Here is a 23,409-nt window from a genome sequence, read left to right on the forward strand (position 1 = left end):
ATGACACATGTGAAATCCCTGCTGTCTCGACAGGAACTGATCGGACTGCTGGTCGTGGCCGCGCTGATCTTCGTCTTGATGCCCCTGTCGATGGACATCTTCCGTCTTAACCTGTTCGGCAAATACCTGACCTATGCCTTCGTCGCCATCGGGCTGGTGCTGTGCTGGGGCAAGGGCGGTATCCTGAGCCTCGGGCAGGGCGTCTTCTTCGGCCTGGGCGGCTATTGCATGGCCATGTACCTGAAACTGGAAGCCTCCACGCCGGAAGCAACCGCGATCCAGTCCACCCCGGGTATTCCCGACTTCATGGACTGGAACCAGATCACGTCCCTGCCCTGGTTCTGGGAACCCTTCAACAGCCTGACCTTCACGCTGCTGGCCATCATCGTTCTTCCCGCGCTGTTCGCCTTTGTTATCGGTGCGGCGATGTTCAAGCGCAGGGTTGGCGGTGTCTATTTCGCCATCATTACCCAGGCAATCGCAGCCATCCTGACGATCCTGATCATCGGACAGCAGGGCTATACCGGTGGCGTCAACGGCATCACGGATCTCAGGACCCTGAAGGGATGGGACATCCGCACCGACGAGGCCAAATACGTTCTCTACTACGTCAACGGAGGTCTTCTGATCGCCGTCCTGCTGCTGAGCCAGTTCGTTCTCAAAAGCAAGCTCGGCCGTCTCTTGGTCGCCGTCAGGGACAAGGAGGACCGGGTCCGGTTTTCCGGTTACGACGTCTCCAACATCAAGATCTTCGTCTTCTGTTTTGCCGCGGTCCTGTCAGCCATCGGCGGCGCCATGTTCACCTTGCAGGTCGGCTTCATGTCTCCCTCGTTCGTGGGCATCGTTCCTTCCATCGAGATGGTCATCTTCTGTGCGGTCGGCGGCAGGCTTTCCATCTTCGGTGCGGTCTACGGAACGCTGCTGGTGAACTGGGCCAAGACCACCTTTTCCGAAACCTTCCCCGAATTGTGGCTCTTTGGCTTGGGCGGGCTCTTCATCGCTGTTGTCCTGGTGTTCCCGAATGGGCTGTCCGGCCTCTATCGCACCTACCTGGCGCCACATGTCGACCGGCTGATTTCACGGGGCAATAGCGGCAACCGGTTAGAACGAGTCAGCCCTCCCCCCGACCTTGACGGCGAAGCAACCGCAAAGCCAGCCGAGTAGGAGAGACACATGAACACCATCAGCAACAACACCGACTTCCTGCTGTCCATCGAAAACCTGTCTGTTTCCTTTGATGGCTTCAAGGCTGTGAACGACCTGAACCTTTACGTCGACGAAAATGAGATCCACGTCATCATCGGACCGAACGGCGCGGGCAAGACAACGGTACTCGACCTGATCTGCGGCCGCACCAAGGCGACTGCCGGTTCGATCAAGTTCCGCCAAAAAGAACTGACCCAGCTGCGCGAACACGAGATCGTGCTTGAGGGGGTCGGACGCAAGTTCCAGAACCCGTCCATCTATGAGGACCTGACAGTCTTCGAGAACCTGGAGCTTTCCTTTCCCCGTGGCCGAAGTGTCTTCGGTGCCCTCACCTTCAAGCGCGATGCGGAGGTGACGACCCGCGTGCGCGAGATTGCCGAAATGGTGTTCCTCGACACGCTCCTGGACATGCAGGCAGCCCTGCTCAGCCACGGCCAGAAACAATGGCTGGAGATCGGCATGTTGCTGATCCAGGACCCGGAACTCCTGATGCTCGACGAACCAGTTGCCGGCATGAGCGTCTCGGAGCGCAAGCAGACCGCGAAGCTTCTCAACGAAATCACCAAGGGACGTTCGGTGATGGTTGTCGAACACGACATGAAATTTGTCGAGGACATCGCCCACCGCGTCACCGTCCTGCACCAGGGCAAGATCCTCTCCGAGGGCTCAATGGCAAAGGTGCAGGCCGACCCCAAGGTCATTGACGTCTATCTCGGCCACTAGGAGGCGACCATGCTCAATGTTGCACAGTATCACGTTGCCTACGGCCAGAGCGAAGTCCTGCACGGCCTCGACTTCACGGTCGCGCCGGGAGAAATCATCGCCATCATGGGCCGCAACGGCATGGGCAAGACCACGCTGATGAAATCCCTGATGGGGATCGTGCCCACCAGCAACGGCGCTGCCGCGGTCGACGGCGTCGACATCACCATCATGAAGAGCTACGAGCGCGTCGCCAGGGGCATCGCTTACGTGCCTCAGGGACGGATGATCTTTCCGACCATGACGGTCCAGGAAAACATCGAAACCGGCCTGACCATCAGCGGCCAGAGCAAGGTTCCCGGCGACATCTACGAGCTGTTTCCGGTGCTGCTCGACATGAAGGGCCGTCGCGGCGGCAATCTCTCGGGCGGCCAGCAACAGCAGCTGGCGATTGCCCGCGCGCTGGCGACCAACCCGAAGGTCCTGCTGCTGGACGAACCGACCGAAGGCATCCAGCCGTCGATCATCCGCGAGATGGGCCGCGTCCTGAAACGTATCCGCGACGAGCGCGGACTTTCCATCGTTGTGTCGGAACAGGTTCTGTCCTTTGCCCTCGACGTCGCCGACCGGGTGCTCGTCCTGGAAAACGGCCGCCTTGTCCACGACGAACCGCGGGCAAGCGTCGACGAGGAAAAAGTCTCCGCATTCCTGTCCGTCTAACCAGCTCATCCAGTTCAACAGCGCACGCTTTTCAGGCGCAAATCCAGAGGAGAACCCCATGGCAGATACACTGATTTCGGTTGATTTGAGCGAGTCCCCGCATACCAATGAAAAGGTCCATAACCGCTGGCATCCGGATATTCCGATGGCGGTCTGGGTGGAGCCGGGCGACGACTTCAAGATCGAGACCTATGACTGGACCGGCGGGCAGATCAAGAACAACGACGACGCGGCGGATGTGCGCGATGTCGAACTGGAACAGGTGCACTACCTCTCCGGTCCGATCGGCGTCAAAGGGGCCGAGCCGGGCGACCTACTGGTCGTCGATATCCTCGACATCGGCGCCAAGGAAGAAATGCTCTGGGGCTTCAACGGCTTTTTCTCCAAGCAGAATGGCGGCGGGTTCCTGACGGAACACTTCCCGGAAGCCCAGAAATCCATCTGGGATTTCGAAGGCATGTTCACACGCTCGCGCCATGTGCCGGGCGTCAGCTATGCCGGCCTGATCCACCCGGGTCTGATCGGCTGCCTGCCGGACCGCAAGATGCTGGACATGTGGAACACTCGCGAAAAATCATTGTTCGATACGGATCCCGACCGCGTTCCGGCACTTGCCGCCCTGCCGAACACCCAGTCTGCGCATATGGGACAGCTCAAGGGTGAAGCGCGCGACAAGGCAGCTGCCGAAGGCGCACGGACGGTTCCCCCGCGTGAACATGGCGGTAACTGCGATATCAAGGATCTGTCGCGCGGTTCGAAGATCTATTTCCCGGTCTATGTGGACGGTGCCGGTCTCTCCATGGGTGACCTGCATTTCAGCCAGGGCGACGGTGAAATCACCTTCTGCGGCGCGATCGAAATGGCCGGCTGGCTGCACATCCGGGTCAACCTGATCAAGGGCGGGGTCGCAAAATACGGGATCAAGAACCCGATCTTCAAACCCTCACCGATCACGCCGAAATATGACGACTACCTGATCTTTGAAGGCATCTCGGTCGATGAGGCCGGTACACAGCATTACCTTGACGTGCACATTGCCTATCGCATGGCCTGCCTCAACGCCATCGAGTACATGAAGAAGTTCGGCTATTCCGGCGCGCAAGCCTACGCCATCCTGGGAACGGCGCCTGTGCAGGGACATATTTCGGGCGTGGTCGATATTCCAAATGCCTGTGCCACCTTGTGGTTGCCGACCGACATCTTCGACTTCGACATGATGCCGGGTGCGGACGGACCGAAGACCTTCATTGACGGATCGGTCGACGTTCCGCTTGCCCCGGATCTCTGATCCGCACGCGACGACGAGACGGGCCCTGCCCGTCTCGAACCCCTTCCGCCGGCGAGCCGGCTTTCCGTCTTTCAGGATCAATCATGCCGACCTACGATTATCTGTGCACTTCCTGCGGTCCCATCTCGGCCAACCGGCCGATGTCCGCCCATGCGGATCCGATCGAATGTCCGATCTGCAAGGCGGAAGCTCCGCGCGCGATCCTTCAGGCGCCGCATATGTCGGGCCTGTCTCCCAGCGACCGGGCTGCCCATCAACGCAACGAAACTTCCCGGCACAACCCGAAATTCTCGACCAAGTCGGATCGTGACGACAGTGCGAGGGAAAACCGAAAACGTCACCCGTCGGGCTGCTCGTGCTGTTCCGGCTCGAAAGGCATTTTTCGCTCAAGTGCGGTCTACAAGGCCGACGGCAGCAAGACGTTCCCCTCAAAACGCCCCTGGATGATCAGCCACTGACAATGCAAGCGTGAGCCCCTATCTAGCTTTGCGTCCTACCGCTCGAGCGCGGTTGAGTCTCAGGCCTCACTGCGTGCAAGTTGGATTCGTTCTTCCAGTTGATAAACCGCCTCTTCAAAGGAGATCTCCCGAACAGGATCGTGTTCCAGGTAGTGGCTGTAGTCGAAATAAAGTGCAGCAAAGACTGCTTCCAGGGATACCGGGTGACGTCGGTTCAATTTCACCGGGTTTCGTTCAACGGTTAAGCCCCAGCCTCCATAGAATGGTACTCCGAAAGTGTGGACCTCACAGCCAGCAAGAATAGCTTCGAACCCCAGTTGACTGGATACGCAATAGACCTTGGCACATGCCTCCAGAAGCGGCCAGGGATTGATCGCTTCCGGTGTTAAACGCAACCGACCTTCAGTCAGGGCCTTGGCGCAATTCTCATCCACTTGCGCGAGAGCCTGGAGGACTTCAGGCGTGAAATGCCCTGCCTTGCGCCCAATCATTGTTTCCGGGTGAACCTTGATCAGAATCTCTGCTTCACGGTTCTCCTGGATGGCGACTTGCAGCATCTGGCGGAAGGTTTCATCTTTCGCAAATGCCCCCGGTATCGACGCATCGCCGGCGGTTTGATCAATAACAAGTACCCGATCCTTGCGATCGGAAGATTGCAAACCAAGTTCTGAAATGTCCGAGAAATCGAAACTGTTGTATTTCGAGAGCCGCTTGGACCGGATCAAGTCGATGGCATCGTGGATCTCTTGCGTCCGCATGGGCTTTGCAAAACGCCGACGAACAAAACACTCCAGATCACTTGGCTGGCGAGCATCGTAATAGATACCTGTTCGATCAAGGACCAGGGAGACCGGCTTTTCCTGGTTGCCAGGTCTGACGGATCTCAAAAATCCATCTTCGAAAGCCACATAAGGAAGATGGTGTTTAGCCGCCATGTCTCGAGCACGCTGCGCAGTCGGCTTGTGCCCCCAACCGGCTATTGCAACTAAGGAACGATCGGAAAGCTGTAATCGACTTGGTTCGTGAAGGGTAAGGCACGCCACAACGTCCCTTGATTTCCAAAGTCCGGACGTATTTAATCCGATTTTTTTCAAATCTTTAACCCTAAATACTCCATACGCGATTTTTGAATAACTATTGGTTTGCGAAAACCTCAAATTTTTAATCAGTACTTTGTAAATTTGAGGTTTTCTTTGATAAGTAGCAGCTTATTTTGGGCTCACGCTCACTGTATTATTCCCCCTGTATTTTGCAACACTTCACCTGATCTTCTTAGCTACCACGCAGATTGCTCCCCGAGTATCACTCGCAAATTCGTCCATCTCATCGGGTGCATAGATGGGCGAGTTCCGAATTGGCCAAGGATTTGGTGCGAGGCATTTATTAAACACGATCACAGTATCGTCGCGACGTAATACTTTACGGATACCTTCTGGAGAGAAAAACATGGTGTGTGGATCGTTATCACCCTTATAAACGCATCTGGTGAACATGCCAGGAGGAACTTCCACAAGTATATGTCCACCTAAACGCAGAGCGCCAATCAAATTTTCAACAGTAGAATTTAGTGTTTTGTGTGTAAGATGCTCAATGGAATGCGAGGCATAAGCAAGATCTAGGCTTCGCTCTTCGAGATCATTAATATTTACGCGTTTCGCTCCAATATATTCAAGGTAGGGTTTACAATGATCGTCTGGTTCAATAGCTAGTTTGTCTTGTGCCCCGCACACATGTAGGAACGCTCCATGACCTGCACCAAGGTCTACGACACTTCTGCAATTTGCTCCGACTTCTTTCAATATACGCACATGAGACCAAGCGCGATGAAAATAGCCATTTCTATTGTCTGGCGCGAAAAATTCTTTTGGGCTACCAGATCGATCTCCACGACCAGCACCATAATCGGATTTGTAATACTTTTCGATCACTAAATCTGCGTTTTCTGCGTAACCAGATCCGCAGCTAGTACACCATATTGTTTGAAGCACAGAAAACTCTCGACTAGTAGTCGGATAATCCGAGCGCACGTGAAACGTTCGTTCTCTGCAAGTAGGGCAGGTTCTATGCCGGTCGAGCTCAAATACAAGTTCATAGTTTTTCGTTTTAGCTTGGTCGTTCATTTGCTTCTCTTATTTTCTTGAGCTTACTTTGAGCTATGTAGCCGAGATCAAATACGTCGCATAGTTCACTCTAGTAATTATGTCCGTAATTGCAATAGGTTTAAACCCATTTGACTGAAGTAGCTCCCAAAACTCTTCAATCTGATATGAGTTCGCCGTTACAAATTTTTGTTCATACTCGGATATGTCAGTTATTCCTCTGTATTTGCTAAAACCGTTATCGTAGCGGATCTGTATGACACCTACAGCATCGCGCTTACAACACTTCCTAATTGCCGATAAGACATGAGAACCGTATACCTTGCTTGGAAAATGCTGAAATACGGCAGTGCTAATAAAAAAATCTACCTTGTCCTGAAATGATTCGACTGCATCTTCGATATTCTCTTTCAAAAGCACCGCATCAAAGACCACCGCAGAATTCTCAGCATTAAGCATCCGCATGCTTTCAAGAAGGTTCTTTCTAGAGATATCAATACCAATGTAATTCTCAGCAGAATTCCTAAATGCAAAGAGGTTTGCGCCACCTCCAGGACCCCATTCAAGAACTGTTGAGCCGGTGATTTCGCCTCGATCACGTCCAATGATTTTTAGAGCTTTTTCTATGTTAAGGAGAGTCTCATTTCCGATATTTTTCCATGCCTCATCATCCTCCCACCGCCCGACACCTCTCCAGTGGGACTGATCCTGTCGCAACAGTTCATCTCTATGACTTTCCCAAACCGCGTGCGCAGCAATATGTTCATTTTTCATTTGAACCCAATTCGGTCTACAAACAATTGGTGAAGACCAAGACCTTGGGCCTTGGTGCCGCCACAATAACAAGCAGGACGAACCTTGCAATCATCAATCGGAAACTCCAAACAGCAACTTCTCAATCGAACTACTAAGGAGACACCCATCAGAAATCCACTACCTCGAGCCACGCATACAGTTTCTCCTAACCAAATTCTCGGCTACGATGAAATCGATTCGACGCTTTGATATCAACAAATTTAATTCGGCCCGCTGTTCGAAGATTTCTAAGACAAGAACTACGCCCGATTGACAATTATGATTGGTAACATAAAAAAATGCTTCGAGAATACTACGAATAGGTGCACTCTGTATTTCTTGAGATCGAAAAATCAGTCAACCAGAAGAGAATTCGTCGTTTGAAATCGCAATTTCGAATACTAATTTACGCAAAACCAACAATAGAAAACTATTCGTTTTTCAATTGTCGGCACTGGGCTCGTATGGCTCAAGAAATATATCGAGCGAGCACGACAAATGACTTTTGCTCAACAGATATTGTTATCGGTGAACATCAACTACGTTATTTCCCTAGAGAAATGCACGAGAACCTAATTGTTCTAGATCGAAATTTTTTCTCCTTATTTCCTGATCGTTTTCGCTCTGATGTCGCCTTGAATGACCTTAAGGTCGATCAGAAGATTCGCAATGAAGTTGCTGAATATCTTTCAAAGATAATGGATAAAGACTATGACTTGGCTATATGTCTTGCCGACAAAGGAATTGCGCTCAGAGGGGCGCTACCCAACACGAGAATTATCTCAGTCGTTGAATCATATTTCACTAGAAAACCATTCCCAAATTTGTGGAATGTTGATTTATGCGGCATAGATGATACAGACACAATGAATACTATGCATGACAGTATAGTTAACATGACGCTGTCAGCAAAAGAACAAAATTTTTTAAATTATTTTCGTGAAAACTACAGAAATTTACTTCATTCTGACGGAATTTTCTCTGAGAAACTAAATAATATTAAGCCATTTGGCCTACTTCCATTACAACATCAAAATGTTTCTGCTGTTGAAATGTATTCACGCCATCACTCTCAGATGGATTTACTAATAGACATACTAAACCACTGCACAGACAATTATAACATACTCGCTACTGAACATCCTCAATACCCAGAACTTTCAAAAACCTCTTACACTTGGCTACGTGAAACCTATAGAAACTTTAAGTTTTTCCCCGATTTTTTTAGATTTGAAGGATTGAGTCAAGGTTTGCTAAAATACGCGGATTTTTGTGTTTGCCAAACATCCACTGTTGGTGTCCAGGCCGCAACAATTTGGAATTTACCCGTCTATCAAGCTTCCCACCAAAATCGTGTAACGCCTTTTTCTGTTGGCTGCTTTAATTCAAATTCTAAAAAACTAAAGTCAAAATTGACTGAAACAAAGTCATGTGAGCTGGATAAGCAGCTATTTTTCGTTCTTACTAGGCTGTCTCATTCTCGTTCAGACTTGGTTTCCGCAAAGGGTTTTAAAAGGATAATTGGAAATATAATGGCTGGTGGGACGTGCATCGAGATATACGCAAACTTAGCTAAGTCGAAGGATATGCTAACCTATCATAGGACCCATATTGAAAAAGCGGAAAAAACTGCAGTTGGCGCAAGGCCTTTTAAGAGCCTAATCCATCTGGAGAATAATCCAATTAGCCTAATCGGCTCTTGGGAAGCAGAAACACTTCCGTCGGACAAACCGCGACGGAAAAACGACAAAATCGGATGGATGGCGCGGAAATGGAAAAAATTAAAGAAGCTATCGAAAACCATAATGGTAAAATAGTTAGTTTTGATATCTTCGATACTTTGATTTTCAGACCAGAACTGGAAAGTCGTGATCTATTTTTCTTAGTTGAAGCGCGAATTAAAGAGGAACTCGGAAAACAATTTCCTTTTAGTAAAATAAGACGTGCAGCGGAACATAGTGCCCGCGAGAAATTATATGCGCAGAACCCTGCTAAAGAAGAAATTTTGCTTGGTGAGATTTATGAAGAGCTAATCACCCGGTATGGCATTTCAACCGAGTTAGCAGACCATTTAATGAATACAGAACAAGAAATTGAAATAAAATACTGCAGGCCTCGCCTGTCTGCCCAAGAAATTTATAAATATGCTTTGAGCATAGGCAAAAAAATTACACTTGTGTCAGACATGTACCTCCCTAAAGAGACGATATTAAAACAACTTAAAAATTGCAAATATGATAATTTTACGAAATTTTATCTTTCATCTAATTACGAACTCTCGAAGCATAAAGGCGGCCTTTGGGATTTTGCTATTAATGACCTTAAAAATTCAAATTTAATTGATGAACCCAGAGACATCCTCCACGTAGGAGACAATAAATGGAGCGATTATGAGGTCCCTAGTCGCCTTGGAATTAATTCTATTTCGATCCACAACCCAAAGAATCTTTTCCTCTCCAGTCCTGCAATCGGCAAAATAGTTAGCGATCAAATCAAATTACTACCTCAAGAATTCAAGTTCATCCTTGGCTTTCTAGCGAACCATAAATTTGATAATCATCTTAATGATGACGTCGTTCCTCACTATAAGACTTTATTTGGTGACACGCCTTATGAACTTGGATTTCAAGCAGGCGGAATGTTTATTCTAAATTTTGCCCTTTGGATGTATTCAGAATGCAAGGCTAGAAACTACGATGAAATCGTATTTTTGAGCCGAGATGGATATACATTGAAAAATGTATGTGACAAAATTTTTCCAATTTTAGGAGCCAACATTAAAACCCAATATTTACCCATCTCCAGGCGTGCAATTTATGCTACAAATGTTCAGAGTTTGGTCGATATTTGCACAATCGAACTAAAGCATCCTGTGAAGCAGGGTATGACACCGAGGATGTTAATTGAATCGAGATTTAATTTTGTAGATTTTGATGTTATTGCGAATTCTCTATACAAGCACGGCGTTAATGATCTCGATAGCCCTATTGAGAATTTACAAACTGTAGTTGACGCTCTGACCGCCTGCAGTACTACGATTTTGGAAGCTGCTGAAACTGAAAGAGATAAGCTGGCAAAATACTATTCGCCTGTATTGAAAAATAAAAATGCCGTGCTTTTTGACCTAGGTTATCACGGCTCTGCCCAGCGGGCACTTTCAGAGTTACTAGACCGCAAATTACCCTGTTTCTATTTTTACGGTCATAAGGGGCTTGTCGATCTATATAGAGAGGGATTTATAGTCCAATGCTATCTGTCACACCCAGAAGGTTCATACTTACAAAAACAACTAGTTACAGAAATAGTTGAAACATTCTTTTGCAGTCATGGTCCTTCGGTTACACGGATAACCCAAACAAATGGCTCCTGGGAACCAGAATATGAACAAACTCCTGGTTGGGGCATCGTCGGTGCTTTAAAAGTTGCCCAACTACAAGAAGGCATCTTTGATTTCATTGATGAGCTTATCGAAATGTTAAATAAGGATGTAAGACATATATATGTTGAACCCTCTTTATCATATTTGTTTCTTGAAATATTGATCAAATTCGGCGGGCCGTCAGATAAAATGTTATTTAGTGACATTGAGTATGAAAACGCTATCACTGGCGAAAGACAAGATTTGTCATCAGCGCGCTATTGGCGCTACAATAAATCAAAATCAAAGACAAAGATGGGGAAAAAATTACTAAAATCCTTTGAGCGCTCTCCTATTGCTGATCTTCTTGGAAAGAACCAGATGCTTCGTAAGACGTACAATCGTGTTTTTTATCGCAAGGTAAGTTAATGACAGCCAAATTACTTATTTATTGCCCTGCCATGACGAGAATGCGTGGCGGAATCGAGCGCTTAGTTGCTGATATTTTGAACGCCAATCTACCTTGTCTTCAGGATCATACTGTTCACGTTGTATCTCACAACCGTGGTGATTTGTCTGCTACTATCCCGGTTTTCGAACTTCCAAGTAGCGTAGATGTAAGCGCCTTAAATTTTGGACTACGTGAAGATCGAATTGCGGAATTGCGGCGTTTTTTGGTCGATGAAGGCATTACTCACGTCGTGGTCATGGACGCTAGCCCCGTCTTTGCACAATTTTTGCTCGCAACTGAAGGCTTAAATGTTCCAATTTTATTGTCGGAGCATTTTGAACCAAGTAGGTCTGCCATGCAGCTGAAAGATCCAAGCCTGAGAGAAAAAATTCTTTCTTTGGCTGATGGGATACACTTTCTGTTACCATCTTATTCAGCATCTAAGCCTAAGAGTTTCAATGGAAGAAGCTTCGTAATTGAAAATTCCGTTGGAAAGCCGGAACGGTTGGCTAATGTAACTGTTAGCAATAGGAATGGCAGATTTTCTTTAATAAACGTGGCACGGCTCCACTTTTGGCAGAAAAGACAGGATGTTCTGGTTAAGGCATTTGCTAGAATTGCAGACAAGCATCCCATGTGGGATCTGAAATTATGGGGTGATGTACACAACAAGAAAGACTATGATAAACTAAGCAATCTTGTATCCGATTCTGGTTTAACTTCTCGCGTTTTCTTTGGAAAAAGCCTAGGCCACTCAGAATTACTTGAAGAGATCCAGAATTCACATCTGTTTGTGATCCCATCTGATTTTGAAGGAAGTCCTATATCACTAGCTGAAGCTCTGGTCCATGGGTTACCTGCGGTAGGTTTTTCAGAATGTCCTGGGGTGAATGAAGTAATTCGGCATGGATACAATGGTTTCCTTGCTCTTGGACTAGGCGATCCCAAATCTCTTTCTGAATGTCTTGATATCTTAATAAGGTCCACAAGATTGCGTTCAGAATTTAGTGCGAACGCGGCCACTCTTTCGGATGTGCGAGCTCCCTCAAAAATCATGTCGGATTGGGAGACACTTCTGGCTTGGTTCACTTCAACAAAAAAACCACTTAGAAACTCACATCCGGATGCAAAGCGTATTCTTTTGTCAACTAAACAAGAGCTTCTACCAGACTAAATTTTCTTTAGATTCCTCATCAATCGGCTCAACCAATTTTCTTTTGACATATACTTTCTACTTAAAATGTACTCTTGCCCATAGGAGGATATTTCTTCTTGTAATTCCTGTCCTATTTGGCACCGTAGACTACTTTGAATATCTCTCTTTCGTTTGTAGTCTTTTTTGACACTGTCTATCAGACTTAAATTCGAATATGGTGAGCATGTATACTTTGAAAGCCAATTCTCATCTACTTTCAAATGCTTTCCAATTTGTATTTCTGACAAGCTTTTCAATAACCCTGACCCATAAAAATATTGCAACCCATAGTCATCGTGGGCCCCAAAATCCCTAACTATAGTAGTTGGTACATTGGCGTGGATTGCCTCAATGGCAACGGTCGATGAGACGGTTATACAATGGGCTGCTTCTGCAAGAAGCTGTCCGGCGCTCTGTTCTGTTAGAGATATATTCGAAGGTATACTTCCTTCTAACCTTATTTTTTCGTCAAATAGATCCTCAATAGGATACCAGGACCTATGAAGCGTCGCTTTAGAACCTGCTGCTCTCGCTTTTACTAGGAACCTTCTACGAGGATGTCGACTCGCCAGATCGCATAATTTATCTACTAAATACTTACGTTCAACATAATAACGAGGAATTATTGCTTGCTCAAAAAACACAATTGGGCCCGTGTCGCTTGCGTTTGGCGTACGTTCGATCTTTTCAAGCAGTGAAACATTTCCGAATAAACGAGAATTTGATGCATCGACCTCATATGCTTCACACATTTTTGTATAGTTATCGAGATCTCGCTGACAGTTTAGCCACAGCTGGTCTGCAGGGGCCCGTGCGGCAAAACCGTCGTAATCGTATCGTAATATCAAGCCAGGATATACACATATTACGTAAGGTCGACGTTCCCCATAACTACTAAGGTAGTGAAAAAGACGCCTTGTAGAAAGACCCTCTAAACAGGATAGTACTATATCAAACTTAAGTATCTCACCGCTTTCACAATAATCCTTAATATCAACGTACTGTACTTTATTACCCAGTCCTAATTCGTTGAGTTGTTCATGGGATATTTGCTTTCTTCTACGAGCTTTTACAAGGGCATAGTCTACCGTTGCACCTAGTTTCTCGAAATATGGCGCTATTAAACGCGCAGCATTAAAAAATGAATCATATCCCGCGAGCGCTAAGACTTTCATTTACCTTTCACCTACGAGGCCCTCTGTAAGTAGATAGTCACACATTTCTCGAATTGCTCCTTTACCGCCATCTGCACTTAGAACATGGTCAGCTACGCTTCGCGCTGAAGGATGCGCGTCAGCAGGTGCAAAAGAGAGAGCGCAAGCCCTCATACATTCAATGTCGTTCACATCGTTACCAATGTAGGCTAAATCTTGCCAATCAAGCTGGAAATCCTTACGCCAAGCATCTAAAATGGAGTGCTTATTGTCGACCTGATTAATAACCTGCACCTGAAGTTTGGCGGCCCTCGCTTTTACGACTGGATTTGTTTCTTTGGATAGAATCATCAGTCTAACGTTTCGCTTACCTAAGAGTTCTAGGCCAAGGCCGTCCCGACGGCTACAAGTAACCCACTCCCGGCCATCTTGGTCTATTGTGACCCGATCGTCAGTATGAACACCATCAAAATCTGTGATAACTGCTTTGATACTTTGGGGACGTGTCGTTAATTGAGCCTTTCGATCTCTTCCGTGCAGAAACGCCTCGACCACGTCCCAGTCTTCCTGGCTGTCAATCTCGACCGTTGGACCATCGACCGGGACCATCACCACAGGTCCACAGAAACGCTCTTTTTTCTCCAGAAAAGACGGAACATGCATGGCATAAATCGCGCCGTTTTCGCGGTAACGCGGTTTCATGTCTTGCCGGCGCTGGCGAGGCTTGCTGTGATCGTGCGTAATGCCCTGAGCAAAGCCATCTTCACCCTCCTGCCATATGAAGCCATGATCCTCAACAACAGAAAGCGCTGCTTTCGCGCCTTTGCTGACCATACTCCCCACGACAAGATCGATGTCTTCAGGACGCGTGAAAGCCGACGTGCATTGCAGGAAAACAAGAAAGTCAGGCAACGCCCTCCCCTGTGCCTGCAAATGTTCAAGCGCATGCAGGAGCGCTGCCTCGGAACTTGCAGTACTGTTGCTTAAAGCATCCGGACGCCGAATAATAGTTGCACCAGCTTCGTGAGATAGCTTTAGTATTTCTTCATCGTCGCTTGTGACAAAAACCTCATTCACCGCTTTCGCCTGCAATGCAGTTTGGATTGTACGCACGACAAGCGGTACGCCCAACAGAGGACGCATATTTTTGCCGGGGAGGCCTACCGACCCCCCTCGGGCTGGAATAACTGCGACGACATCCATCTGAGTTAAGACACCTGCCGAATGTTCGCCCCATGCTTTTCTTCACGCCACTTCAGCTTATCGCGCTGCACTTTCTCGACGTCCAGAAGATCTGACTTCTTGAACTCAAGGGCCTTGGCAACATTACGCAAGTCTCGGCACATGCGGCGCAATCCGTCCGGTTCTAGACTTGCGGCGTGGTCGGTGCCTTTCCAGGTACGATCAAGCGTGAAATGGCGTTCGATATACTCGAATTTGCCTTTGCCAAAACGATCGTATCCAGCGGCTCCAATGGCCATTGCGGCAACATCCGCAGCGATTCCGAGATGGTGGCCAGAAAATCCTATAGATTTAACGCGATCTCCGTATTTTTCCTGAAGCGTGTTGATTTCCATCAGGCAGAGATCTTCGAAAGCAACTGGATACCCAGACGTGCATGCATAAACCACGAGATCCTTGGCGCGACCGTGCTTTTCGTAGAAGGCGATAACCTTTTCGATTTCATCACGTGTGGTCATGCCCGTTGAGACGTGGATCTCACCGTCGTAGTTCTTGCAAAGATACTCTTGGAGTACAAAGTGCTGGTTGGTTGCTGATGGCAGCTTGATAAGGTTGGGTCTTAGCGACGTAATTTCCTGAGCAGACGTCAGATCCCAAACTGAAGTCGAGTAGTCAATACCGGCCAACCGGCACTCTTCCTGCAACTCCTTGTGCTGGCCTACAGAGAACTCAAGATACTCACGATGTTCTCCGTATGTCGCTCCATAGGCATTTTCGGGCACCGGATGCGGGGTTGCATATTCTTCTGCCGTCAAAAGTTCGCGATTGTGACGTTTCTGAAATTTGGCAACGTCCGCACCACAGATCTTGCTTGCTACCTGGATCAATTCCTTGGCGATGTCCATGTCGCCCTTATGATTGCAGCCAATTTCTGCAATGACTTTCACTTCAACCATCTTCTTACCTTTTCGGCCAAATTTGAACTCTGGATAGCATCCAACAGGAGTGTGTTCAGCTAAAATCTGTTCCCAAACCCTTTGCTGCTCTATTCCCATATCCCTATAGACAGGACAAGGGCTGACCAGGGATTTCTTCTCAACAAATATGCACCGGGCCAACTCGTTACCAAGTCACAAGATCAGATTTTTGGTTAGTCGACTACCGCTTTTGCTTTATGATAGCATGCCGACGACTTCACTAAAATCAACATCAACTTAATTTGGCATTCAATACGTCTTGAAACCGCGCACTTGGTAAACTCATTGCCAGATCAAGTTCGGTCCCGGACGTTGTAATACATCATTACCGCCACAGACCACGTTCCAGCTAACAAAAGGAATGCGGCAAGTGAATATAGGAAACGGTGCGGATACTGCGCGTCTTCTGAGAGGGTTGGCTGGATGAATGTCGCCAGGTAAAGATGTTTACCGTCGGCCTCCTGACGAGCCGTTTCCAAGCTGGCAAGCGACGTTACATAGAGTTGCTGTGCAAATTCTTCTTCCAATGCGAGTTCCGAATAATCCGCAAGACGGAAAGAAAGAGCTGTCCTGTTCGTACCAGAAGAACCGGAAGGCGATGTGCCGGAGCCAAGGCGTTCCCGCGCACTTGAAATCTGGCCTTCCAGGGCCTCGATTTGCTGGTTCAGGAGCCTGATACGCGGCGAGTCCTCGTCCAGGTAACTCATCAGGGTCTTTTTTTCTGCTTCCCGGCTTGCGCGCTGCTGATCCAGTCCGGCAATCATTTCCACAGCAAGCTTGGCATTTTCCTCCGGACTGACTTCCTGTGTCTCGTTCCTGTAGGCAAGCATTTGCTTGCGGATTGCTTTCAGGCGCGCCTCGGCGCGCGCAACACTTTCTTCCGCGAAACGTACGGTTTCCCGCCTGTTAGCCTCGGAAAGCTGGTTGACCAGTATTTCGCTGCGTTTAAGCACTGCCTTGGCGATCTCGACCGAATCCTCGGGCCGGAAGCTGCGCACTTCAACCTGGATGACCCCGGAGGTCGCATCAAAACTGACGTCGACCATGTCATTCCAGTAGCTCAAACGGTCTTCGACCGGCAGATTGCTGCCCATGCTGAACAGAAAATCCGAGGATTCGCGATTGAAGATGGTCTGCAAATCCAGATCGTCCGGAAGGTCCTCCAGCACGGATTGGCTTTGCAGGTAGTCCGTGACGATGTAGCTGTTGGAGGTCGCAGACTCCCCCCCGGTATTTCCCATTACCATGCCAAGCACTTCAGTCGCCGCGACGGGCTGGGAGCTGCGGACGGCAAATGCTGTCATGCTGTGATATTGATCGCTTGCCCAGAAAAACATGTAGGCGGAAAACGCGGTGGACGGTAAAGCGACGAACAAAATGAAACCTAACAGCATCATTCTGTGCCGCATTTTCGTCGCGGATTTCGCCGTCGCTGCCGGCAGTGCCAAGTCAAGCAATTTCTGCGGATCGAGGCCGGACTTTTTCAGCCTACTAATCAGCTTACCGTCCTTGGAATTTGCCTTGGCAACGGCACCTCCCTTTTTGGACGGAAGATTGAACACCGTTCCCTGACCAATCTCGTCGGCCTTTTCTCCAGGCATTTTTTCGACAGCTGACATGTTCAATCAAACCTTCAAGTATTCAGAGACCGGCCTATCGGCGTGCCATGTTGTCATTGTGCATGTTAATTGCATCGTCAATATCGTTAAAGAAGGTTAAGTTGCCATCTTCTAACACAATTCCGGTCGTGCAATATTCCTTTAGTGCACCGTTTGAGTGAGACACCATGATGATGTCAGAATTCTGGAGTTTTTCTTCAAAAACCCGTTTGCACTTTTTCTTGAAATTCGAATCGCCGACGGCCGTGATTTCGTCGACCAGATAGTAGTCAAAATCAATCCCCATGCTGACGCCAAAGGCAAGTCTGGCTTTCATTCCGGAGGAATAACTTTTTACCGGCATGTAATAGGATTTCCCAAGTTCGGCAAAATCCTGAACGTAATCGACCAGCTGTTCCGTGTCGTGCCCATAAATGCGGGCAACGAAGCGAACATTCTGCTCTCCGGTTAGAGAGCCATTGAAACTGCCCTGAAAACCAAGCGGGAATGACACGTTGGCAAGACGGATGATCCTGCCCGAGGTCGGCTTGATCGTACCCGCTATCAGCCTCAGCAATGTGGACTTGCCAGCACCATTACGCCCCAGCAGACCAATACTGTTTCCCCTGGGCACCGTAAACGACACGTCCCTTGCGATGTAACGCATCTCTCCCTTGAGCTTGAAGCGTTTGGTCAAGCGATCCAACCTGATCATTTCGCCTCCCGTAGCTGCGCGTCATAAAGCCATACCAGAAAAAATCCGAAAACAATCGAAAACACGGTTAGCCCTATGATGTAAGGCATGTCGACGTAAGACGCCCGGTAGGTGGGATAGAACCCGGTTCGAAAAAGGCCAACAATGTGAACCAGCGGGTTCCACATGAGCCATTCCCTGAAAGGATGCGGAACGGTGTCTGGCAGAAAAAACACTCCGGAAACGATGAATGCCGGCCGGTTAATAATACCCCAGATCTGCTGGTAGGTACTGCTCAAGTGAAACCATACGATGTTCGAAGCCCCTACTCCTGCACCAAGTGCAATTGCAATCAGGGAAGCCTGGAAGATGGGTGCCAGGTTGATACTCTCAAACGGAACCACGAAATAAAGTGCCCCGAAAAGAAGAGCATTTACGACGAAAAGCGTCGCTACCTGTAAAAAAATCCTTCCCAAAATCGTGTCGTAAGGCCGTACGACAGGATAGTTCAGCAGCGCTCTGTTTGCCTCGACTGCAGAACCTACTTGCTCAGAAGTTGAACGATACATGTAGAATGCGATGTAGCCGGTCGCAAAAAACAAGGTGAAGCTTCTTCCCAGTGGCGGGATATGAGCAACTGCCGAAAAAACCGTCGTCAGGATGGCGATCGTCAAAACCGGATCCAGAACCGCCCACATGTAACCGCCGAACTTGTTTCCGTAGCGGGTGGTCATTTCGCGAACGACCAACGCAAACGTGATCGCGAATTGGCGTTTCAGGCCCTGGCGCAAAGGTTCTGAGTGCATACTGTCAATCTGCAGTTATTGATCTCTGTTGACGCGTTCTTCGAATGCCAACTGGTTGTCTTGACTAGACCTTTAGACAGTTCATGTCCATCTTCTGACAGACCATATCATAACGGAATTTCGCACAGCAACATAGTGTCACGATGCCACAATGATTTCGAAGGCAGGATGAATTGTACAAATTGGAATTGCGAATGCCTGCTGCCTGAGACTGCTACCAACTCCGAGCGCGACCACCGAACCGATGAAACTCATAGTGTGCGGTGTGGGTATTTCGACCCGGTAGCAATGTCTCGAAGACAAGCTCCTGGCATCAACGCCATAATTTTCATTGAGCAATTCACCGTTCTCCAGATGGCACCTGCGAGCCGAAGGTTGGAGCCGCAACGGATGCCGGATCGAATGCCTTAAGAACAGCCATTTTCCGCTTGCGTTTTCGTTTGTTCCCGCCTATCCCGCTCAGCCATTTCACTTTTGCTGGATTGCCGTGTTCGGAGTGCCCCTACGCGCTCCTGCTTCGGTTTCGAATGAACCAACGCCATTCAATTGCAAAACGGCGTCTGTACAAAACGCTGCGACACAAAGGGACTTTGCCATGAAACAGACCATCGGACTTGATTTCGGCACCTCAAATACGGTCGCGGTTTCGGCGCAGGGTGTGGGCGCGACTGCGCCGATCAGCTTTGTTGATGGCAATGAAAGTTTCACATCGCTTCCGACCGTTCTCAGTTTTCTCGACCGGGGGCCGGCCAAGGCGCTGAATGCGGAGGTCGGGCCCTGGGCAATCCGGCAGTTTCTGGAGAGCTTTGGAGACGTGCGGTTCATCCAGTCGCTGAAGACCTTTGCGGCGAGCCGCGTTTTCAAGGGTACCGGAGTTTTTGGGGTCCGGTTCGAGTTTGAAGATCTGATGGCGACGTTTCTGCAGCGGGCTTTCGAGCGGGCCGGCGCTGCGTTTGATCCCGCGGCAACCCGGCTCGTTGTAGGCCGGCCGGTGGAGTTTGCCGGGCACAATCCGGATGAAGAGCTGGCGATGGAGCGGTATCGCAAGGCGTTTCAGAAGGTTGGGTTTGAGGACATCCTCTTTGTTATGGAGCCTGTCGGGGCAGCCTTTTCCTATGCGCAATCGCTGGAACAGGACACGACCATCCTGGTTGCCGACCTTGGCGGCGGCACGACCGACTATTCGATCATGCGATTCGAGACCGAAGCCGGGCACCTGAAAGCGACGCCACTTGGCCGAGGCGGGGTGGGCATTGCCGGTGACACGTTCGACTATCGCATCATCGACAATGTGGTGCTGCCGAAGCTCGGCAAGGGCACCAACTACCAGAGCATGGGCAAGATCCTGGAGATCCCGCCCAACCTCTTTTCCAACTTCGCCCGCTGGCACATGCTGTCGATTTTCAAGACCTCAGACGACTTCAAGGAAATGAAAAAGCTGCTGCGCTACTGCGTGGAACCGGAGAAGATCGAGCTTTTCATCGATCTGGTGGAAGAAGACCAGGGCTACCCGCTCTATAAGTCTGTCTCGGAAACCAAGGCCCTGTTGTCATCTGCAGACGAGGCGGAGCTGACCTTTGCCCCGCTCGGTTCGGACTTCCGGGCAACTGTGAAACGTGCGGACTTCGACGGCTGGATTGCGCCTGACCTGAAGAAGATGGACCTGGCGCTGGATGTCACGCTGGAAAAGGCCAGTTTGAGCGAAGCTGACATCGATCGGGTGTTCATGACCGGCGGTACCTCCTTCGTGCCTGCCGTGCGCTGCCAGTTTGCGGAGCGCTTCGGCCAGGAGCGGATTTCCGGCGGCAACGAGCTGACGTCTGTTGCCAACGGCCTTGCCCTGATCGGGGCACGCACGGACGCGGCCGATTGGGCACTTGCCGCCTGAGTTCGCCTGCCCGGATCCGGCGGAACGAGCCTGACCGACGGAAATCAAAAGTTCAAACGGCCCTCTCCGTCAGAAACCCGACGGCACCTGAAGCCACAGTAATACGTCAACGGCGTCTCCGGCTGCGATCTTCTCTTTCTTGCGCACGGCCGACTTGACCGGCAACAGGAAGGAGCCGGACGCCTTGTCCGGCCAGATGGTGGTGCTCCATTCGGCCTCGCCGATCCGCGCCTTTACCTTGATCATGCCCCAGGCGCCGCCTTTACGGCTTCCTGTGAAAAACCGGATCTGATCGGCGCAGGCCTGCGGTAACGTCACGAAGGTCCAGCCGCCTGGACCGGCGGACAGCCATAGTTTGCCGGTAAAATCCAGCCGGTCGAGCATGAAGTTGCAGCCTCTGTCCTGCCAGGCCTGGGTCATGTCGCTTCCGTCTGGCAGGTCTGAGCGACGTCAGTCAATCAGATTGATATCCGCCATCAGGTCTCCTGCCGTTTCCTGAAGTGCGTCGCTCAGGCTTGCAGGGTCCAGTCCACCTGGCAGGCGCAGGTCGGCAGATGCCTTGAACAGGGCCTCTCCCTGCATCGAGCCGGAGACGACTTCCGTTTCCAGATGCTCGATGCTGACACCCTTTTCGGAAAGAACGCGGGTGATATCCCGCAAGATGCCCGGGTGGTCCTGGGAGACGAGATCCAGATGAGCGGAAGCGCCTTCCGGCAGCTCTGCACCGGTCTGGTCGGAGCGCAGCGTGATATCGATGCCATCGGCGGAAAGAGCTTGCAGCTTTTCCACCAGTTCGTCCGCATGCAGCCCCTCGATCGCGATGCGCACGATGCCTGCAAATTCGCCGCCGAGGCGGGCCATGGAGCTTTCGATCCAGTTGCCACCAGTGCCGGCGATGATTTCCGCCATCCGCTCGACCAGGCCTGGCCGGTCCTTTGCAATGACCGTGAAAACAAGATGAGTTTGCATGATGCCCCGCTTGCGCATTGGAACTCGACCATCCTACTAGACAGCCTCAACGTGCTGAAAACAAGACTGCAAAATCTTATCTCCAGCTGTGGCCGTTGCGGCAGACAACCGTCATAATGGCGAAATTGATCGGGTTTCCCTTCAGGCTTCCTTGCCGATCCGCATTCCGTTTCAATTCATACTGAAAATCAGGTTTCCCCATGAAGCAGACAGAACCCCGCCGCGTCGACAAATTCTGGCTCACGCTCATCGAACGACCGGCGGTTTTTCTGGTTCTGGTGCTTATCGGGCTTGGCATGTTGCCTGTTGCCGTGTGGATGGACCTGCGCGCCATTTCAGATGCCTCCCTGCGCTCGCAGGCGGTTGACCTGGACCAGGCCATCGGCAAGATCCGGACCTATTACGCGCAAAACGTGATCGCCCGGGTTCAACAGGCGCCGGGCGACATCACCCCGACACACGAATATCACGAAACGCCAGGCGGCATTCCGATTCCCGCCACGCTCTCCATCGAACTTGGGGAAGTGATCGGCGGCAACGACCATAATCTGCAATACCGATTCGTGTCGGATCTGCCGTTCATGGAGCGCGGGTCACATAACCTGACACCTTTCGAGATCAAGGCACTGAACGATTTCAGACAGAGCCGTGATCCTGCAGACCTGGAGATTGCCTACGAAGGATCGATCTTCGACCGAAAGATCCAGATCGCCTCCCCCGTCTTGATGGGCGAGGCCTGCGTTTCCTGCCACAACAGCCACCCGGAAAGTCCCAAGACCGACTGGAAGACGGGCGACGTGCGTGGCCTTCAGGCGATCACCATCAGCCAACCCATTGCCGCAAACCTCTGGTCGTTCAAATACCTGCTGCTTTACTTCGGCTGTGCAGGGGCGATCGGTGCTGCGGTCACCGCCCTGCAATGGCACCAGGCAACGCGGTTTCACCGGATGAACGTCAATCTGGAGCACGCGAATTCGGAAATCGCGCATCTCAACAAGCAGCTGACGTCCGAAAACCTTCGACTGGGAGCGGAAATTGAAGTCGCAAGGCAGATCCAGATGATGGTGCTGCCGACCAAGGATGAGCTTGGCGGCATTCATGAACTGGAGATCGCGGCCTTCATGGAACCGGCGGACGAAGTTGGCGGCGACTATTACGACGTGCTGCAGTTGGACGACAAGGTGAAGATCGGCATTGGCGATGTGACCGGCCATGGCCTTGAAAGCGGTGTTCTGATGCTGATGGTTCAGTCCATCGCCGTCGCCCTGCAGGAACGCGGGCCGTCAGATCCGCGCCAGTTCCTGGTTGCACTCAACAGCGCCATCTGCCGCAACCTGAAGCGCACCCGGACCGACAAGCACCTGACGCTGTCCTTCCTCGATTTCGAACCGAACAAGGTAACCTTGTCGGGCCAGCACGAGGAACTGATCATTCTGCGCGACAACGGCCAATGCGACATCGTCGATACGGTCGATCTCGGCTTCCCCATCGGACTTGATGAAGACATCGAACCGTTCATCGAAACCAGGGAACTGGCTTTCGGCCCCGGAGATCTCATCATTCTTTATACGGATGGCGTGACCGAAGCGGAAAACCCGGACGGTGTGCTGTATGGTCTGGATCGCTTGGTCGCAAGTGCCCGCCGCCACGCTGCACCAAAGGCCGGGCGGGTGCTGGAAGGCATCCTGGCGGACCTCAAGGCCCATATCGACACACAAACGGTTCATGACGACATTACGCTGATGGTGATCCGGCACAAGTAAGCGGGCAGCATAGGCCGCAGCTTGCTGCCGCACACTGCGATCAAAATTTTGGAGGCGTGTCACCCCGGATAAGCGCAGCGCCAATCCGGGGTAACAGCAATGTTGA

General features: G+C 50.3%; 20 protein-coding genes and 2 pseudogenes. 11 read left to right on the forward strand and 11 right to left on the reverse strand.

Features of this window, described 5'->3' with window-relative positions; genetic code table 11:
• From urtC to B0E33_RS04255, 5 genes are all read left to right on the forward strand, one after another.
• Window positions 1-1,164: an urea ABC transporter permease subunit UrtC gene (urtC, locus tag B0E33_RS04235; protein ID WP_077290513.1), complete on the forward strand. Its 1,164-nt coding sequence runs from the start codon at window positions 1-3 to the stop codon at window positions 1,162-1,164.
• A 9-nt stretch (window positions 1,165-1,173) separates the two neighbouring features.
• The gene (gene urtD / locus B0E33_RS04240; protein ID WP_022999885.1) at window positions 1,174-1,929 is read left to right on the forward strand and encodes an urea ABC transporter ATP-binding protein UrtD; all 756 of its coding nucleotides are present in this window, start codon (window positions 1,174-1,176) and stop codon (window positions 1,927-1,929) included.
• Window positions 1,930-1,938: 9 nt separating this feature from the next.
• Entirely contained in the window at window positions 1,939-2,628 is a 690-nt protein-coding gene (gene urtE, locus B0E33_RS04245) for an urea ABC transporter ATP-binding subunit UrtE (protein WP_077290514.1), read from the forward strand.
• 58 nt (window positions 2,629-2,686) lie between these two features.
• A complete protein-coding gene (gene fmdA / locus B0E33_RS04250; protein WP_055658422.1) occupies window positions 2,687-3,916 on the forward strand; it encodes a formamidase in 1,230 nt (409 codons plus the stop codon).
• Between the two features lie 83 nt (window positions 3,917-3,999).
• Entirely contained in the window at window positions 4,000-4,374 is a 375-nt protein-coding gene (locus B0E33_RS04255; RefSeq protein ID WP_077290515.1) for an FmdB family zinc ribbon protein, read from the forward strand.
• A 59-nt stretch (window positions 4,375-4,433) separates the two neighbouring features.
• On the opposite strand, the gene B0E33_RS04260 is transcribed toward B0E33_RS04255, so the two are convergent.
• The 3 genes from B0E33_RS04260 to B0E33_RS04265 all read right to left on the reverse strand — a co-directional run bounded on the left by B0E33_RS04260 (window position 4,434) and on the right by B0E33_RS04265 (window position 7,247).
• Window positions 4,434-5,309 carry a capsular polysaccharide export protein, LipB/KpsS family gene (locus tag B0E33_RS04260; protein ID WP_265733511.1) on the reverse strand — a complete coding sequence of 292 codons (876 nt, stop codon included), beginning with the start codon at window positions 5,307-5,309 and terminating at the stop codon, window positions 4,434-4,436.
• 324 nt (window positions 5,310-5,633) lie between these two features.
• Window positions 5,634-6,494: a class I SAM-dependent methyltransferase gene (locus B0E33_RS30825; RefSeq protein ID WP_156912339.1), complete on the reverse strand. Its 861-nt coding sequence runs from the start codon at window positions 6,492-6,494 to the stop codon at window positions 5,634-5,636.
• 33 nt (window positions 6,495-6,527) lie between these two features.
• Window positions 6,528-7,247, reverse strand: a complete 720-nt coding sequence (locus B0E33_RS04265) for a methyltransferase domain-containing protein (protein WP_077290517.1) — start codon at window positions 7,245-7,247, stop codon at window positions 6,528-6,530.
• A 485-nt stretch (window positions 7,248-7,732) separates the two neighbouring features.
• On the opposite strand from B0E33_RS04265, the gene B0E33_RS30830 reads away from it, so the two are divergent.
• The 3 genes from B0E33_RS30830 to B0E33_RS04275 are packed head-to-tail and all read left to right on the forward strand — an operon-like array spanning window position 7,733 to window position 12,251.
• On the forward strand, window positions 7,733-9,085 hold the full coding sequence (locus B0E33_RS30830) for a hypothetical protein (protein ID WP_156912340.1): 1,353 nt from the start codon (window positions 7,733-7,735) through the stop codon (window positions 9,083-9,085).
• Window positions 9,025-11,055: an HAD family hydrolase gene (locus tag B0E33_RS04270; protein ID WP_077290518.1), complete on the forward strand. Its 2,031-nt coding sequence runs from the start codon at window positions 9,025-9,027 to the stop codon at window positions 11,053-11,055. The genes B0E33_RS30830 and B0E33_RS04270 overlap by 61 nt, the downstream gene beginning before the upstream one ends.
• Entirely contained in the window at window positions 11,055-12,251 is a 1,197-nt protein-coding gene (locus B0E33_RS04275; RefSeq protein WP_077290519.1) for a glycosyltransferase, read from the forward strand. The genes B0E33_RS04270 and B0E33_RS04275 overlap by 1 nt, the downstream gene beginning before the upstream one ends.
• Here B0E33_RS04275 and B0E33_RS30835 read toward each other — a convergent pair.
• From B0E33_RS30835 to B0E33_RS04300, 6 genes are all read right to left on the reverse strand, one after another.
• The gene (locus B0E33_RS30835; RefSeq protein WP_156912341.1) at window positions 12,248-13,447 is read right to left on the reverse strand and encodes a DUF6716 putative glycosyltransferase; all 1,200 of its coding nucleotides are present in this window, start codon (window positions 13,445-13,447) and stop codon (window positions 12,248-12,250) included. The two genes, B0E33_RS04275 and B0E33_RS30835, sit on opposite strands and share 4 nt — an antisense overlap.
• A complete protein-coding gene (locus B0E33_RS04280; RefSeq protein WP_265733512.1) occupies window positions 13,448-14,569 on the reverse strand; it encodes an acylneuraminate cytidylyltransferase in 1,122 nt (373 codons plus the stop codon).
• 65 nt (window positions 14,570-14,634) lie between these two features.
• A complete protein-coding gene (locus tag B0E33_RS04285) occupies window positions 14,635-15,564 on the reverse strand; it encodes an N-acetylneuraminate synthase family protein (RefSeq protein WP_077290521.1) in 930 nt (309 codons plus the stop codon).
• 314 nt (window positions 15,565-15,878) lie between these two features.
• Entirely contained in the window at window positions 15,879-17,204 is a 1,326-nt protein-coding gene (locus tag B0E33_RS04290; RefSeq protein ID WP_077290522.1) for a KpsE/RkpR family capsule polysaccharide export protein, read from the reverse strand.
• Window positions 17,205-17,238: 34 nt separating this feature from the next.
• Window positions 17,239-17,898: an ABC transporter ATP-binding protein gene (locus B0E33_RS04295; protein ID WP_077290523.1), complete on the reverse strand. Its 660-nt coding sequence runs from the start codon at window positions 17,896-17,898 to the stop codon at window positions 17,239-17,241.
• Window positions 17,895-18,683 carry an ABC transporter permease gene (locus tag B0E33_RS04300; RefSeq protein ID WP_077290524.1) on the reverse strand — a complete coding sequence of 263 codons (789 nt, stop codon included), beginning with the start codon at window positions 18,681-18,683 and terminating at the stop codon, window positions 17,895-17,897. The genes B0E33_RS04295 and B0E33_RS04300 overlap by 4 nt, the downstream gene beginning before the upstream one ends.
• A gap of 595 nt (window positions 18,684-19,278) precedes the next feature.
• Here B0E33_RS04300 and B0E33_RS04305 point away from each other — a divergent pair.
• On the forward strand, window positions 19,279-20,571 hold the full coding sequence (locus tag B0E33_RS04305) for an Hsp70 family protein (protein WP_077290525.1): 1,293 nt from the start codon (window positions 19,279-19,281) through the stop codon (window positions 20,569-20,571).
• Between the two features lie 69 nt (window positions 20,572-20,640).
• Here the strand turns inward: B0E33_RS04305 and B0E33_RS04310 are convergent, their stop codons facing one another.
• Both B0E33_RS04310 and B0E33_RS04315 read right to left on the reverse strand, forming a co-directional pair.
• Window positions 20,641-20,991: a DUF1905 domain-containing protein gene (locus B0E33_RS04310; protein ID WP_206051407.1), complete on the reverse strand. Its 351-nt coding sequence runs from the start codon at window positions 20,989-20,991 to the stop codon at window positions 20,641-20,643.
• Between the two features lie 30 nt (window positions 20,992-21,021).
• Window positions 21,022-21,540 carry a glycine cleavage system transcriptional repressor gene (locus tag B0E33_RS04315; RefSeq protein WP_031269595.1) on the reverse strand — a complete coding sequence of 173 codons (519 nt, stop codon included), beginning with the start codon at window positions 21,538-21,540 and terminating at the stop codon, window positions 21,022-21,024.
• A gap of 317 nt (window positions 21,541-21,857) precedes the next feature.
• Between B0E33_RS04315 and B0E33_RS31345 the strand changes: the two are divergent.
• Together B0E33_RS31345 and B0E33_RS04320 are read left to right on the forward strand one after the other, a co-directional pair.
• Window positions 21,858-22,355 (forward strand): annotated as a pseudogene (locus B0E33_RS31345) (Tll0287-like domain-containing protein); the annotation flags it as partial.
• 144 nt (window positions 22,356-22,499) lie between these two features.
• Window positions 22,500-23,303, forward strand: a pseudogene (locus tag B0E33_RS04320) (PP2C family protein-serine/threonine phosphatase); the annotation flags it as partial.
• Window positions 23,304-23,409 lie beyond the last annotated feature (106 nt).

Source organism: Roseibium algicola (assembly GCF_001999245.1).
GTDB lineage: Bacteria > Pseudomonadota > Alphaproteobacteria > Rhizobiales > Stappiaceae > Roseibium > Roseibium algicola.

Coding starts and splice junctions, on each gene's coding strand:
- urtC (WP_077290513.1), top strand. CDS start 1: ATGACACATGTGAAATCCCTGCTGTCTCGACAGGAACTGATCGGACTG.
- urtD (WP_022999885.1), top strand. CDS start 1,174: ATGAACACCATCAGCAACAACACCGACTTCCTGCTGTCCATCGAAAAC.
- urtE (WP_077290514.1), top strand. CDS start 1,939: ATGCTCAATGTTGCACAGTATCACGTTGCCTACGGCCAGAGCGAAGTC.
- fmdA (WP_055658422.1), top strand. CDS start 2,687: ATGGCAGATACACTGATTTCGGTTGATTTGAGCGAGTCCCCGCATACC.
- B0E33_RS04255 (WP_077290515.1), top strand. CDS start 4,000: ATGCCGACCTACGATTATCTGTGCACTTCCTGCGGTCCCATCTCGGCC.
- B0E33_RS04260 (WP_265733511.1), bottom strand. CDS start 5,309: ATGGCGGCTAAACACCATCTTCCTTATGTGGCTTTCGAAGATGGATTT.
- B0E33_RS30825 (WP_156912339.1), bottom strand. CDS start 6,494: ATGAACGACCAAGCTAAAACGAAAAACTATGAACTTGTATTTGAGCTC.
- B0E33_RS04265 (WP_077290517.1), bottom strand. CDS start 7,247: ATGAAAAATGAACATATTGCTGCGCACGCGGTTTGGGAAAGTCATAGA.
- B0E33_RS30830 (WP_156912340.1), top strand. CDS start 7,733: ATGGCTCAAGAAATATATCGAGCGAGCACGACAAATGACTTTTGCTCA.
- B0E33_RS04270 (WP_077290518.1), top strand. CDS start 9,025: ATGGATGGCGCGGAAATGGAAAAAATTAAAGAAGCTATCGAAAACCAT.
- B0E33_RS04275 (WP_077290519.1), top strand. CDS start 11,055: ATGACAGCCAAATTACTTATTTATTGCCCTGCCATGACGAGAATGCGT.
- B0E33_RS30835 (WP_156912341.1), bottom strand. CDS start 13,447: ATGAAAGTCTTAGCGCTCGCGGGATATGATTCATTTTTTAATGCTGCG.
- B0E33_RS04280 (WP_265733512.1), bottom strand. CDS start 14,569: ATGCGTCCTCTGTTGGGCGTACCGCTTGTCGTGCGTACAATCCAAACT.
- B0E33_RS04285 (WP_077290521.1), bottom strand. CDS start 15,564: ATGGTTGAAGTGAAAGTCATTGCAGAAATTGGCTGCAATCATAAGGGC.
- B0E33_RS04290 (WP_077290522.1), bottom strand. CDS start 17,204: ATGTCAGCTGTCGAAAAAATGCCTGGAGAAAAGGCCGACGAGATTGGT.
- B0E33_RS04295 (WP_077290523.1), bottom strand. CDS start 17,898: ATGATCAGGTTGGATCGCTTGACCAAACGCTTCAAGCTCAAGGGAGAG.
- B0E33_RS04300 (WP_077290524.1), bottom strand. CDS start 18,683: ATGCACTCAGAACCTTTGCGCCAGGGCCTGAAACGCCAATTCGCGATC.
- B0E33_RS04305 (WP_077290525.1), top strand. CDS start 19,279: ATGAAACAGACCATCGGACTTGATTTCGGCACCTCAAATACGGTCGCG.
- B0E33_RS04310 (WP_206051407.1), bottom strand. CDS start 20,991: ATGACCCAGGCCTGGCAGGACAGAGGCTGCAACTTCATGCTCGACCGG.
- B0E33_RS04315 (WP_031269595.1), bottom strand. CDS start 21,540: ATGCAAACTCATCTTGTTTTCACGGTCATTGCAAAGGACCGGCCAGGC.